At 34.0% G+C, this 13822-nt stretch carries 11 protein-coding genes; 3 read left to right on the top strand and 8 right to left on the bottom strand.

What is annotated here, in order from left to right; genetic code table 11:
* Positions 1-6: 6 nt before the first annotated feature.
* The 3 genes from JJQ60_RS00650 to trmB are packed head-to-tail and all read right to left on the bottom strand — an operon-like array spanning position 7 to position 1675.
* Complete coding sequence (locus tag JJQ60_RS00650) at positions 7-366, bottom strand: MGMT family protein (protein ID WP_201916019.1); 360 nt, start codon at positions 364-366, stop codon at positions 7-9.
* Complete coding sequence (locus JJQ60_RS00645) at positions 357-986, bottom strand: LysE family translocator (RefSeq protein WP_201916018.1); 630 nt, start codon at positions 984-986, stop codon at positions 357-359. The genes JJQ60_RS00650 and JJQ60_RS00645 overlap by 10 nt, the downstream gene beginning before the upstream one ends.
* A 14-nt stretch (positions 987-1000) precedes the next feature.
* Positions 1001-1675 carry a tRNA (guanosine(46)-N7)-methyltransferase TrmB gene (trmB, locus tag JJQ60_RS00640; RefSeq protein ID WP_201916017.1) on the bottom strand — a complete coding sequence of 225 codons (675 nt, stop codon included), beginning with the start codon at positions 1673-1675 and terminating at the stop codon, positions 1001-1003.
* A gap of 281 nt (positions 1676-1956) precedes the next feature.
* Here trmB and JJQ60_RS00635 point away from each other — a divergent pair, with 281 nt between their 5' ends.
* The gene (locus JJQ60_RS00635) at positions 1957-3012 is read left to right on the top strand and encodes a glycosyltransferase (protein WP_201916016.1); all 1056 of its coding nucleotides are present in this window, start codon (positions 1957-1959) and stop codon (positions 3010-3012) included.
* Here the strand turns inward: JJQ60_RS00635 and JJQ60_RS00630 are convergent.
* From JJQ60_RS00630 to chrA, 5 genes are all read right to left on the bottom strand, one after another.
* Entirely contained in the window at positions 2950-4029 is a 1080-nt protein-coding gene (locus tag JJQ60_RS00630) for a sensor histidine kinase (RefSeq protein WP_201916015.1), read from the bottom strand. The genes JJQ60_RS00635 and JJQ60_RS00630 overlap by 63 nt on opposite strands.
* Positions 4030-4716: a response regulator transcription factor gene (locus JJQ60_RS00625; protein ID WP_201916014.1), complete on the bottom strand. Its 687-nt coding sequence runs from the start codon at positions 4714-4716 to the stop codon at positions 4030-4032.
* A 214-nt stretch (positions 4717-4930) separates the two neighbouring features.
* Positions 4931-7318, bottom strand: coding sequence for an inorganic phosphate transporter (locus tag JJQ60_RS00620; protein WP_201916013.1), 2388 nt, complete (start codon positions 7316-7318; stop codon positions 4931-4933).
* A gap of 80 nt (positions 7319-7398) precedes the next feature.
* Positions 7399-8598, bottom strand: a complete 1200-nt coding sequence (locus JJQ60_RS00615) for a porin (protein WP_201916012.1) — start codon at positions 8596-8598, stop codon at positions 7399-7401.
* Positions 8599-8890: 292 nt separating this feature from the next.
* Positions 8891-10021 carry a chromate efflux transporter gene (gene chrA, locus JJQ60_RS00610; protein WP_201916011.1) on the bottom strand — a complete coding sequence of 377 codons (1131 nt, stop codon included), beginning with the start codon at positions 10019-10021 and terminating at the stop codon, positions 8891-8893.
* A gap of 262 nt (positions 10022-10283) precedes the next feature.
* Between chrA and JJQ60_RS00605 the strand changes: the two genes are divergently transcribed.
* Together JJQ60_RS00605 and JJQ60_RS00600 are read left to right on the top strand one after the other, a co-directional pair.
* On the top strand, positions 10284-10643 hold the full coding sequence (locus JJQ60_RS00605) for a toxin-antitoxin system YwqK family antitoxin (protein ID WP_201916009.1): 360 nt from the start codon (positions 10284-10286) through the stop codon (positions 10641-10643).
* Positions 10644-11016: 373 nt separating this feature from the next.
* A complete protein-coding gene (locus tag JJQ60_RS00600) occupies positions 11017-13812 on the top strand; it encodes a TonB-dependent receptor (RefSeq protein WP_201916007.1) in 2796 nt (931 codons plus the stop codon).
* The last annotated feature ends 10 nt before the right edge of the window (positions 13813-13822 follow it).

The following is a 13822-nucleotide window of genomic DNA, read 5'->3' as shown; positions in this document are numbered from 1 at the left end:
AAAAAATTACAATTCTTGCATGGGATCCCAGAATAATTGCTCGAAATTTTGGATCTGATTATCGATCACTTGGACACCTTCACTTTCTAATAGCTGCTGCATAAGATTTGTACCCTGAAAATGATGTTTACCAGTCAAAATTCCTTTTCTATTTACCACTCGATGTGCAGGCACATCTTCTCGTCCATCACATGCATTCATAGCCCATCCAACCATTCGGGCACTACGAGCTGCACCAAGATATTTTGCTATCGCTCCATAAGAAGTTACTCTACCATATGGAATCAATCTTGCTACTTCATAAACTCTTTCAAAAAAGTTTGTTCCGGATTCTGATTTCGTATTATCATTATCTTTTACTCCCATGTATATATAATTCTTGCAAGCGTTATCATGACCAAAATTAGCATTAGTATACCCATAAAATAGTTTGAATACTTTGTAATTGTGGTTGTTTTCTTTTCAATCTTTAAAAATGAAAACACATAAAAGTATAATGTTACAAAGGTTCCTGATCCTGCAGCAATAATAAAAGCTATAATTCTTGGGGCATCGTATTCTATTTCGCCACTAACACTCATACCCGCAGCAATCGCTACAAAATATGGTATGGGCAATACGTTTATAGCCGACATCATGACTCCTTTAAAAAAACTTCTGGTATTATTATGTCTATATACTTTAATTTTCGTCTTTCTTTGCTTTGCTTTTGCAAAGAAATAAATTGCCATCAAGAAAAAGATTACGGCTCCCGTGCGCAATAAAATATTTTTAACGTATGGACTAAAGAAAATATATTTAGCTAGAAGGATAGCTACCAATGCTTGAAACACAACAACAAGAGAAGCTCCAATTGCTACCAAAATCCCATTATTTTTACCTCGTTCTAGGCAGGTTCTGGCTACAGTCATATTGACCAATCCAGGAGGAATTACGCCTACTAGTGATGCAAAAAAAGTGACTAAAAAAAGTTTAGTAGTTTCCAAAATTGTAGTACCAATTATGAGATCTTAAACTGGATGTAAGTTATGGGTTTATTTTGTTCTAAATATTGTTTTTCGTAAAAAGTTTGAATTGATGTTACCACCTCTGGTGCTCCTTCATTATGATACACATTGTGATTTGCATATAACACCTCATGTCCTTCGCCATGAAGTAATCCCAGGGTGTATCCATGCATAAACTCGCTATCGGTTTTGAGATGCATAAGACCATTGGGCTTTAAAATCTTTTTATACCGTTGTAAAAATGTAGTATTGGTCATTCTGTGCTTTGTACGTTTATATTTTATTTGTGGATCAGGAAACGTAATCCAAATCTCATCAATCTCCCCTTCGCCAAAAATATGGTCTACTAACTCAATTTGAGTTCTAATAAACCCTACATTATTCATCTCATTTTCTATTGCTGTTTTTGCTCCTCTCCAAAAACGGGCTCCTTTAATATCTATACCTATAAAATTTTTATCAGGATATCTTTCGGCAAGACCAACCGTATATTCGCCTTTACCACAACCTAATTCAAGAACTATGGGATTTGGATTCTTAAAAAATTTTTTATTCCACTTTCCTTTTAAACCCGACATATTATCAAGTACTTCTTCTCTAGTAGGCTCTAGTACATTATGAAAGGTTTTATTCTCGTTAAATCGTTTTAGTTTATTTTTACTTCCCACGTATTATTCTATTTCTTATTTACTAGTCTTTAGAACTTATATTGTGTTACACTAGTTATGCGTTTTTAGATAGAACTAAATATTTCTTAGCACCTGTTATAGATTTGAATTTTCATTCTTTTAAAATCTAATATGCCTTCCTCATAATCAACTATTTCACAACTATACCTAAAGATAATTTTTTGGTAAAATTAAGGAAATATACGCATACAGAAATAGGATTACTTTTATTATTACAAATTAAATAGTTAGTCAGTATGGCAAACTAAAAACTAATACATTTGAACAAAAAAGTACTTGTTGCTCCTCTTAATTGGGGACTAGGCCATGCAACCCGATGTATCCCTATTATCCATGCATTAATACACGAGGGAATTGAACCTATTATTGCTTCAGATGGAGCAGCGCTTTCATTATTAAAAAAGGAGTTTCCTGAATTACAGACAAAAACACTTCCTTCGTATAATATCGAATATTCTAAAAAAGGCAGCAATTTTAAGTTCAAAATGCTATTAAATAGCTCTAAAATTGCCCATGCCATAAGTGCAGAAAAAAAAGCCACAAAAAGATTAGTTGAAGAAGAAGAGTTTTGCGGGATCATTTCTGATAATAGAATGGGAGTTAGACATAAAAGCCTTCCTTCAGTTTTTATAACACATCAACTCACCGTTTTAAGTGGAAAGACTACCTCGTTTAGTACAAAACTGCACCATAAATACATTAAGAAATTTGATTTATGCTGGGTGCCAGATATGGCAGATGATCCTAATTTAAGTGGAGAACTAGGCCATCCAAAAAAAAATAGTTTGCCGGTAACTTACTTAGGACCATTAAGCAGGTTTGAGTATCACATTGTACCCAAAAAATATGATATCATGGTATTGCTGTCCGGTCCAGAACCACAACGCACGCTTTTAGAGCAAAAGCTTTTTCAGGAATTTGAACAAAGTGATAAAAAAATTGTTTTTGTACGTGGTCTCATAGAAAATATTCATAAAACTTATGTAAAAAACAATATAACGGTTCATAATTATTTAGCTGGAAAAGAACTAGAAAACACTATTAATAGCAGCAATTTAATTATATCTCGCTCTGGATATACTACAGTTATGGATTTGGCCAAACTAAAGAAAAAAGCATTTTTTATACCTACTCCGGGGCAGTTCGAACAGGAATACTTAGCTGATCGTTTAACAAGTCAAAAACTTGTGCCTAGTTGCACACAAAATGAATTTACGTTAAAAAAATTGAGGAATATAAATATGTATAAAGGACTAAGAAGTTTTAGTACTGACATCGACTACAGGAAACTTTTTCACTTTTTCGAGAGTAAATGAAAATTCACTACCTACACGATAGTCACTTTCTACATAAATACGTTCGTGATGTGCTTCGATGATATGTTTCACAATGGCTAACCCAAGACCTGAACCTCCTTCTTTACGCGAACCACTTTTATCCACTCTATAAAAGCGTTCAAATAACCTAGGAATATGTGCTTGCGCGATCCCTTCTCCATTGTCTGTTACTCGTATAATGACTTTATTTCGAATCAAATCTTCAATACTCACTTCGGTTGTACCGTCTTCTTTTCCGTATTTAATTGAATTTACTATCAAATTAGAAAGTACTTGTTGTATTCTTTCTTTGTCGGCGTGTACTATGATCGGCTCAGTATAATTCATATCAAAAGTAAGTGCTATATTTTTTTTTGAAGCCTTCATTTCAAAGAGATCAAATACACTTTGCACCAACTCTACAATATCAAAACCAGTATAGTTAAGGTTAAGATCGCCTACCTCAAGTTTGGTTATCATATCGAGGTCATTTACGATATAAATCAACCGTTCGACCCCTTTGTTGGCTCGGTTAAGATATTTATCGAGAATTGCTGGGTCTTTCATTGCTCCATCCAAAAGAGTAAGAATATATCCTTGAACAGTAAATAACGGTGTTTTAAGTTCATGAGAAACATTACCCATAAACTCTTTACGATAATCCTCGCGTATTTTTAGAGTTTCGATTTCTGTTTTTCTTTGTTGTGCAAACTTCTCTACTTCTTTGATCAAAGTTCGCATATCGGTTGTAACAGGGGTATCTTCTATAGTTTCTACATCAAGCATTTCAATATCATCATATATTTTACGCACTCTACGATAAATAAACCGTTCTACCCTGTACTGAATGATGAAAAAACAAATGGCATAGCATACCAAAACAAAACCTATCACAAAAATGGGGTTAAGTATTGATTGAGTATATAAAAAAACGCCCAATGCGAGCGTTAATACTATAGTTATATATAGAGACGACAGGTATGCAAATCTGTACGACTTCTTAAAGTTTTCTGCCATTTATACCACAAACTTATATCCTACTCCTTTGATCGTTTTAAAGCTATTATCGCCTATCTTCTCTCTTAGTTTTCTGATATGAACATCGATAGTACGACCACCAACAATAACCTCGTTACCCCAAACCTTATCAAGAATATCTTCTCGCTTAAATACCTTTCCAGGCTTTGAGGCCAATAAAGATAATAATTCGAACTCTTTTCTAGGTAATACGATCTCTTTTTTGTCTTTTACAATCTTATATTCATCCCTATTAATCACCAAGCTTCCAATCTTTATCACGTTATCAGAAGAATCCTCTTCTTTTAATCTACGGAGCAAGGCCTTTACTTTGCTCACCAAGACTTTTGGTCGAATTGGTTTTGTAATATAATCATCTGCCCCTGCATCAAATCCTGCCAATTGAGAGTAATCCTCTCCTCTTGCGGTAAGAAAAGTAATGATGGTATCTTTAAGATCGGGTAACTTGCGGATTTGTTCACAAGCTTCGATCCCATCCATCTCTGGCATCATGACATCAAGGATAATTAGTTGTGGGTTTTTCTTTTTAGCAATTTTTACAGCTTCAACGCCATTTTCTGCAGTTAACACATTATATCCTTCTGCGGTAAGATTGTATCCCACAATTTCTAAAATATCGGGTTCATCGTCTACCAATAGTATGGTAATATCTTTTTTATTCTTCATAATATAGTATTACATAACATTTGATAAATATACTATTTAATGCCAAGTATACATACTTACATGTACATGGTAACAATAATCTAACATTAAATCCATATGATGATAACATTTTGGTAATGTTTCTATAGTTTGTGCTATTAGCACATATGTATATAAAAATAAAAAGACCGGATAGTAAACTATTCGGTCTTTACTTGATTCTTAAAACAATGTTTTATTGATGATCTCTGTATGTCGTTAACAAGTTCATTGTTGCTGTAATAAGATCCTTGGTCTCTAATAACAATCCAAAATACAAAGTAGTATTTTTAGGGCTACTTTCTTCGGTTCTGGTTCGTGCAACTTGCTTGTCAATTTTCTGATTTACTTTATTGAATAATTCTTGTTTTTCATCAATAATTGAGTCTATACGTTCAAATTCTCTATCGCTAAAAGCTTTCTTAATTTGTCCAAACAACTCATTCAATTGTTCTTCAATTTCTTTTAGATCTTTAATCTGGTTAAATCGAAGTTTTTTGTGATTATTATTGACATGTTTGTGACTTGCTTTAGTAATGTACTCAAGCGATTGTGACATGTCTTGTAAATACCCTAGTATGTTAATGTAAAAATTACTAGCTCCTACGCTGGATTCATCCAAATTCTTAATAAAGTAGAAAATATTGTCTCTAAGATCTTCAACTTCAGCATCTAATTTGGCAATACCTTTTTTACCCTTCTTCAAAGCCGGTAAATCATATTTTACAAGGCTATCCACGGCATTTGAGTAAATTTTGTTTCCTCTATTTACAAATGACTTGATATTATCGGCACTTTCTTCAATAACCCCCTGAATAGAACTACTCTCAGAGCTTTTAAGGCTATCTTCTGCTTTTTCTGCCTTTACTCTTTTTCTATAACTTATTGTATTTCTTGCTAAAAGTAATATTGCCACAAGTAATAGCACAGCTATCATTGCAGGACCACCAAGGTTAATCAAAAAGGCTACTGCTCCTGCAGCAATAAATGCACTGATTGCAGTCATGAACCAACCGGCAATTACATTTAATACTCCGGCTACACGATATACAGCACTCTCTGTTCCCCACGCTCTATCTGCTAATGACGTACCCATAGCGACCATAAAAGTCACATAAGTCGTAGAAAGCGGTAATTTCATTGAAGTTGCAATAGAAATCAAAATTCCAGCAACTACTAGGTTTACTGCTGCTCTTACCATATCAAAAGCCGGCATCTGATATGTCTTATCTTTCGGTAAATCTATAACTGGCTTTGTAAATTGCTTTTCTATAAACTCTTTAGCAGGCTTTGGAGTAATAGCTGTAAGTCCTTGAGATATTAATATGGTACCTCTCACGACTCCTCTAGATAAGAAATTAGGCTTAAAACGTTCTTTAGCTTCTCCTTCTCTAGAAAGATTAATTTCCGTATCCGCAACATATCGCGCTTTTTTTGAAAGCCATAATGTCAACACCATAATACCTCCTGCAAGGAACAATAACAATACTGGTGTTTCGCTTTTTTTAGCCAAAACATCCATAGAAAATTCTGCAGCCGGAGTACCAGAGGCTACCCAAGCTTCATAAGATTGCCATCCTGCAATAGGTACTCCAATAAAGTTCACCAAATCATTACCTGAAAAGGCCAAAGCCAATCCAAAAGTACCTACAATAATAATTAATTTATATATGTTGACTTTAAAGAAGTTCACCAATACATATGATAATGCTGACCATACTACAAAGCCTACTGCTACAATTTGCAATACATTTGTTTCGAGAAATCCTCGTAATGTCAATTTCATTGTGCCAGCATCAGCATCTATTTTATAAAAGTCTTTTTGCGCTTTTGCTAATTCTTTAACACTTTCATAACCAGTTCCTAAATACTCATTTGCCCAACTCAAAAGTCCTTCTGCACCACCACTATACACAACATCTACTATCGCTTTTGCATAATTAGTACCTTTGATCCCTTTCATAAAAATGAAATATAACAACGCTGTTAGGGCAATTCCTCCAAACAAAGCACCTACCCACTTAGCCTTCTTTTCAAAATTATAAGATAATAACAAACGAGTAATAAACTGTACAATGGCTCCTACAGAAAAAGCGATAACTACCGAGAGTAATATCCCACTAATAATTTCTCCTGCTTTTTTGGTATTGATATAATTTCCTAAGTCAGCAAAAGATAAACCTTGATCTGCTCCAATTTTGATTAATGCTACACAAACTGCAGCTCCCAAAAGGTTAAATACAATGGATACGGTTGTTGAAGTTGGCATCCCCAGTGTATTAAAAAAGTCGAGAAGGAGTATATCTGTTATCATCACCGCCATAAAAATGATCATGATCTCATCAAAATAAAACTCTCCAGGATTAAATATTCCTTTTCTTGCAACTTCCATTAGTCCACTAGAAAAAATAGCTCCAGCGGCAATACCAACACTGGCAACAATCATAATGGTTCTAAAAGAAACTGCTTTAGAACCAATCGCAGAGTTCAAGAAGTTAACTGCATCGTTGCTAACTCCAACTACAAGGTCTGCAATTGCAAGTACTGCAAGTGCAACTACCATCAATAAATAAATATTATCCATTACATTTTTTGTTTAAAGTGCAAATATTATAATCAATTCTCAGCTTAATGTTATCAAACTGTTATGTATTTATCTAATGTTTAGAAATGTATATCAAATTGTAATCTATATGCTAATCCACTAGCATCACCATCCTGAGTAGTATAGCTTATATCAGATTGAACTTTTAAATTATGGCCTGCTATATACCTTGAAACACCTAAAGTGTATTGCTCTTCAAGAGCTCTGCCCACCACAGCATCAAAATTAAGATTAGTATAGCGTCCTGCTACTTCCCAGTTATTTTTAAATAAATACCCTGCCTGAAGATTTATAGCATTACCAACTTGTACAATATCTCCAGTTGGAGTACCATCTTCTTCTACAGCAATAGCATCATCAGCATCTCTATCTGCAAATTCTCCCATAAAAGAGAAGCCTTTGTATTTAAATACTGCATCAACAAATATTGTTGAAATATTAGTTTCGTAGAAACCTGTACTAGTTTCCATATATGATCCTTGATTACTCCTATTTTTAACAGCATCAGCATTAAAATCATAAGTAGCTGCAAGCATTAATTTTGGAGCCTGTTCTCTTTTCAAATCTCCTCCTTTATAATCTCCTTTACTCTTAAATTTTCCAAAAGGTAGTAATTCTATTCTACCCGTGTACTCATGACCTCCTAAATTTCCGGTAGTTATGTTTCGCCCTTCTCCTTGAGAAACAGCTAATATTTCTCTTACCAAAAATTTGTCTGATAACTTAAAGTGATGTCTTAATTGTACACCAAGATCACGATCAATATTAAATCTGCTATTTAATCTAGACCGATCTACTAATTGCAAGTTAGCTGAAGAAACAACACGCTCTACGTTACCTGGTAATTTTGTTTGACCTGCCCAAAGGGTGAAGTTTCTATAGAAATTCCATTTGATAACCGCATCAAGAATGTAACGGGGTGCATTATTTGTAAATTCTGAAGCTCCTGATATATCTCTATTAGACAGTCCAAGCTCTATTTTATACTTTACCTTAGGACTATAAGCGAATCCATCAAATTTTAGACGGGCTCTTCTAACCAAAAAATTGGTCTCAGACTTGCTGTAATCTCCATCATTGATATCCCAGCCAGCAGTACCAAGTAATTGGAATCTTGTAGCAAATTTCATGCTCCAAGAACTATCTTTTGCCACCACATTCAGTATTCCTTTTCCAAATTTGGTTTCAGTAGTCTCCTGAGCATTTATAAAACAAAATGTAAATAAGGCTAACGCCGTAAGTGTAGTCTTTAATTTCATAATCCGATACTAGTTTTTGTCGCTGCAAAGAACCAATATCAATGTTAAGTTAATGTTATCTTAATGTTTTTTAATAATTATTTTAAAACCACCTTTTTTTTAAGTATTTATGCACTTAATTAAAGACAAAAAAAGGCTGACCAATTGTGGTCAGCCCAGTATTTCAAAAATCTAAGTCGACAAAAACTAATACGATTTTTTGAAATTACTATTTGTCAATACGACTCGTCAAAAATATTTTATTTGGCGAGTTTTTATGTTATCACAACTTTAAGCAATCGTTAAAATAATTCTATATAAAATGCAATAAATACCCCAATATTGATCCCCCAAGTACAATCCACATGGCATTTACCTTTTTTACACCAAATATCATGAACACACTTAATAAAGCAATTACTATCGATTTCCAATCTGTTAATGTATCCAAAGACATTACATATAGTACCGATAACATGATAGATACTGCGGCAATATTAACCGAATCCAAAAAGTAGCTCAGCACTTTGGATGTTCTCATTTTGGGCACCAAAGGATTAAGAAGTAATACAAAAAGAAAAGAAGGAAGAAAAATTCCGATTGTAGCAGCAACTGCTCCCCAAAATCCTGCTAGTTGATAACCAATAAAGGTTGCCGTAGACAAAACGGGACCAGGAGTAAATTGTCCTACAGCAATTGCATCTATTAGTTCAGGTCTTGTTAACCAGCCTTTGGTCACCAGTTCTGCATCGAGATATGCAAACAGGACATAACCACTACCATACAATATAGCCCCAACTTTTAGAAATGTCCAAAAAACCTTTAAAGAAGAAAGCTTGATAAAAATCGCTGTTGGTGCTTTTAGAAAAAGAATAGGCACAATGGATTTGGAAGTAGTAAATAATTTTGATTTTGAATAAAAATATAAGGTTCCAACAACACCAGCACTAAGTAATGCTAAAACCTCATTGACTCCCAAAAGACTAATAACCAACACCAAGATTCCTATAATACCAATTTCCCAGCTCTTCAAAGCTTTCTTACCTAATTTCACAATGGCAGAAGCAATAATAGCCAGTACTGCCGGTTTTATTCCAAAAATAAAAGGTACAACCTCTGGTAATTGTCCGTATGATGTATAGAACCAAGCCAATATTCCAGTAATAACAACAGCAGGAAAAACAAAACATGTACCGGCAACAAATAAACCAATAACTCCGGCTCGTTCATGACCACAATGCATAACCATCTCCGTAGAATTAGGCCCAGGGATCAAATTTGTAGCCCCCATAAGATCTAGAAAATGTTGCCTATCCATCCATTTTCTTTTCTGAACGATCTCATCTTCCATCATAGCAATATGAGCAGCCGGTCCACCAAAAGCAATACATCCAAGTTTAAAGAAAACCGTTGCGACTTCTATCAGTTTATTATTCTTGTTCATTCAGGTATTGTCTTTCTTATTAGAATTATATTGCTCAAAAATATAAATATAATAGGAACTCATCTAACTTGAAAAAGTAGCAAATCAATGACATGACACTAAACCAAATAGGGAATTATATCAAATTCAAAACATTGACAATCAAATAAGTAAGATTTTAATGTTAATTTAATGTTATGCAAATGTTGCTTAAACGTAAAATAAATATTACTTTTATAGTACATAAGTCGACATCCCAAATAACATTAAACATTTAAAGAACATGAAAAAGATATTAGTAGTTATAGCCGTTTTATTTTCTACAACTTTAATGGCTCAGGATGTAAAACCTACTTTTGAAAAACAAGGAAATGCTATAAAAGGAACTTTCTTTCATGAAAATGGAGAAATTCGTCAACAAGGTTTCTATAATAAAGAAGGTAAATTGCATGGCGTATGGAAAGCATATGATGCAACAGGAAAAAAAATTGCTATGGGACGATATGATAATGGCGTAAAAATCGGAAAATGGTTCTTCTGGGGAGCTGATAAGTTATCTGAAGTAAACTACTCAAAAAATCAGATTGCCGATGTAACTACATGGTCTAATAAGGATAATGTTGTAGTTAATTATAATAATTAGATTTTCATCAAAAATATAAACGGGAACACCTCAAAGTTTTGAGGTGTTTTTTGTTTATGAAAAATACCCTTCCCTTCTATAACTTGATTTTTAGATCTAAAAATCCTTAAATTTTCTTTTACAATAATGATAATGGAAACATTTTCTTAACATTCCATTACTTCACCTCATTACATATCAAAAAAATATTTTTTCTTTCATTATCAGTACTTTACAAAACAAACTGTAGCAAAAATGTTCTGCTTAGAAAGTTATTATAAAGCAAAGATCGATAACAATTATCTAACATTTTAATGAACAATCCTTAATTTTTGAGTAACACACATTTAACACTTCCTATCGTTCTTTGCCCCGGAATCTGAGAACAAAACAAATGAGAAAAATTGTTATCCTAATAGCGCTATTTGTTGTTGGAATGCTAAATGCGCAAGAAACCGGTTCGGTTACCGGAACATTACTAGACAAAGAAGCCGACAATCAACCGCTTCCTTTTGCAAATGTATTAATTAAAGGAACCACAAAAGGAACCACCACCGATTTTGATGGACTGTACACTATTGATAACCTGGAGCCTGGTACCTATACACTAGAATTCAGTTTTGTTGGGTATGAAACATTAGACAAAGAGTTGGTCATCACTGCCGGTCAAACAACTACTGTTAATGCATCTATTGGTGCCAGTGCAGCTGCACTGGATGAAGTAGTTATTAAAACCACCACCAAAAAAGAATCGGAAGCTGCTATTTTACTTGAGCAAAAAAATGCAGTAACTATTCAACAAAAAATCGGCGCACAAGAACTTTCCAAAAAAGGAGTGAGTGATGTAGCAACTGGGCTTACTAAAGCTACAGGTATTTCTAAACAAAGTGATAAACTTTATGTTCGTGGTCTTGGGGATCGTTACAATAATGCTTACCTAAATGGTTTACCGATTCCTTCCTTAAATCCAAAGCTAAAGCTTATTGACCTTGGTATTTTCCCTACCGATATTGTAGAAAATTTAGGAATTTACAAAACCTATTCTCCTGATATTTATGGAGATTTTGCAGGTGCAAGTGTAAATATCGATACCAAGGACCGTCCTGGTAAAGGATTCTTGGAAGTTGGTTTTAGTTCTGGAGTAAACACCAATGCTGTTAGCAATGATTTTTTCTTGCTTAATGGTGGAAAATATGACGATTGGGGATTAGATGATGGATCAAGAAGAGTGCCTATATTCTTGGACATTCCAAACTATAACTACGTAAGTACTGACATTAACAATTTTCCATTTGATACTTCTTTTAATCCTGAAAAAAGATTTAATGCCCCAGATGGTTCTGCAAGTATAACCGGTGGGAAAACGTTTACCGTTGGAAATGAACAAAAATTAGATCTTTTATTTACCGGATCCTTTGGCCAAAATCATGAAACTGCTACAGCTGGAATCGAATCAACCTTCAATGCTCAGGGAGGTCCAATTTCTAATTTTTCTGATATAAATCGTTACCGTTACAACACCAACACAACAGTTTTAGGAAGTGTTGGATATAGATGGAATATCAATAACAAAATATTAGCTACCACTTTATTTGTTAATGATACACAAGATGAGTTAAGAGAATTTAGAGGCCTTGGAGATGAAGACGCAAGTACAAGAATATTTGCCAGAAGAGGTACCTATGAGCAAAACACCTTATTTACTCAACAACTTACAGGAGAGCACAAATTTAAAGAAGATAAATACAAATTAAGCTGGGGAATGGCTTATAACAAAGCTCAAGGATTAATCCCAGACAGAAGGCAGTTATTCTTTACCGAAATCGAAGAAGGCCTTGTGGTATTAGGAGACAGAACCAGTCCTGATTTTGCAAACAACCAACGATTTTATCAGGAACTGGATGAAAACGACTACTCGGCTAAAATTGATTTTGATATCAACTTTGGAAAAAATGAGGATGACGAGTTTAAAAATAAACTCACTGTTGGAGTTGCTTCCAGATCTAAAGACAGAGAATTTGAAGCCAATCAGCTAAACTATAATCTGAATAATTTTAGAAACACACCCGTTGAATTTAACAATCCAGACGCTCTATTAAATGAAACCAATTTCTTAGATGGCGCCTATGTGGTTTTAGAAAACCTTAACCCAACCCGAATTTATGAAGCAGATTTATCAACCTTAGCCGCTTTTGCAAATTTGCAGTATGCTTTATCTAAAACATTAACTTTCAATGGAGGTATTCGTACCGAATTGTTTGAGCAAAACGTTTTCTATAGAGAGCAACAGGATTTAGAAACTTCTCCTTTCAGGACTAGAAAGATTGAAGAAACATTTATCCTACCAAGTATTAGCTTTAAATACGAAGTTAATAATCAAACCAACCTCCGTTTTGCTGCAAGTAAAACAGTAACCTTACCAAAATTTACAGAAGTTGCCCCATTCCTAGATGAAGACGTTACCGAGGTTACTTTAGGAAACCCTATCGTTACAAACTCTGATAATTATAATGTAGATATCAAATGGGAACATTTCCCGGAACAATCTGGAGAGTTAGTTGCGGCGACATTGTTTGGTAAATATATAGAAAACCCTATCGAAAAAGTATTCGTTGCCTCAGCTGCTAATCAAAATACCTTTATAAATTCTGATAATGCCGTGATTTTTGGAGCAGAATTAGAGTACAAGAAAAATTTGGGTAACCTGTTCAAGGTAGAAGAAACTACTTGGAATGATCTAAGTTTTGGAATCAATGCTACATTAATGTATACCCAAGTAGAAATTGACCCGACGATAACTACATTTAATGGATCAAATATTGCTCCAACCAATTTAGAGAGACAATTACAAGGAGCTTCACCATTTTTAGTTAATGCAGATCTTGCATATTCTAAAGAATTCGAATCACACAAAATTACTTCAGCCATAGACTTCAACATTTTTGGAGACAGAGTATACTCTGCAGGAGGAAACGGTGTAGGAGACATTTTTGAACAAGGATATGGATCTCTCAATTTCAATTTTAAAGATGAAATCGGTGATCATATTGAAATAAGCTTCAAAGCAAAAAACTTATTGAATCCAGACATAAAAAGGTATATCGATCAAGAAAGTATAGGTCGCGAAATCACAAATTATAATTTCGATAACGGTATTAACTTCAGTCTTGGGGTAACCTTCAAACTTTAACAAGAAAACA

Source organism: Aquimarina mytili, from assembly GCF_016735115.1.
GTDB classification, from domain to species: domain Bacteria; phylum Bacteroidota; class Bacteroidia; order Flavobacteriales; family Flavobacteriaceae; genus Aquimarina; species Aquimarina mytili.
The sequence above is the reverse complement of the archived record's forward strand: the minus strand, read 5'-3'. Positions and strand labels throughout refer to the sequence as shown.